Source organism: Pseudogemmobacter sp. TB195, from assembly GCF_058313095.1.
The window spans coordinates 1-530 of record NZ_JBZEGG010000212.1; the positions used below are offsets into that span (position 1 = coordinate 1).

General features: G+C 65.1%; 1 protein-coding gene. It reads right to left on the reverse strand.

The window, feature by feature from the left end; all coding sequences use genetic code 11:
• Nucleotides 1-381, reverse strand: a 381-nt coding sequence (locus tag AC4FS3_RS29415) for an acyl-ACP--UDP-N-acetylglucosamine O-acyltransferase family protein (protein ID WP_491023482.1), incomplete at its 3' end; no start/stop codon positions are given.
• Nucleotides 382-530: the final 149 nt, after the last annotated feature.

Here is a 530-nt window from a genome sequence, read left to right on the forward strand (position 1 = left end):
GCCGACATGACAGTCGTGGCCGATGTGGGAATTCGCCAGCAGGGCGCAACGGTCGCCGACAACCGTCGCCATCCCCCCACCCGCCGTGCCGGGGTTGATGGTCACGCCCTCACGGATCATGCAGTCGGAGCCGATATCCAGCGTCGAGGCCTCGCCGGCGTATTTGAGATCCTGCGGCGCATGGCCAATCGACGCGAACGGGTAGATTCTGGTGCGGGCGCCGATGGTGGTGCGGCCCGCGACGGCGACATGGCTTACCAGCTCAACGCCATCGCCAAGCGTCACATCAGGACCAACGGTGCAAAACGCGCCAATGCTGACGCCGTCGCCAAGCCGCGCCGCCGGGTCAACGACAGCGAGCTGATGAATGCGGGCGTCCATGGTCACTCAAGCACCAGCATGGCGGAAACCTCGGCCTCGGCGACCAGCAGGCCGTTCACCTTGGCCTCACCGCGATACCACCACATGTTGCGGCGGTTATTGAGCTTGCGCATGTGAAACTCGACAACGTCCCCCGGCTCCACGGGCTT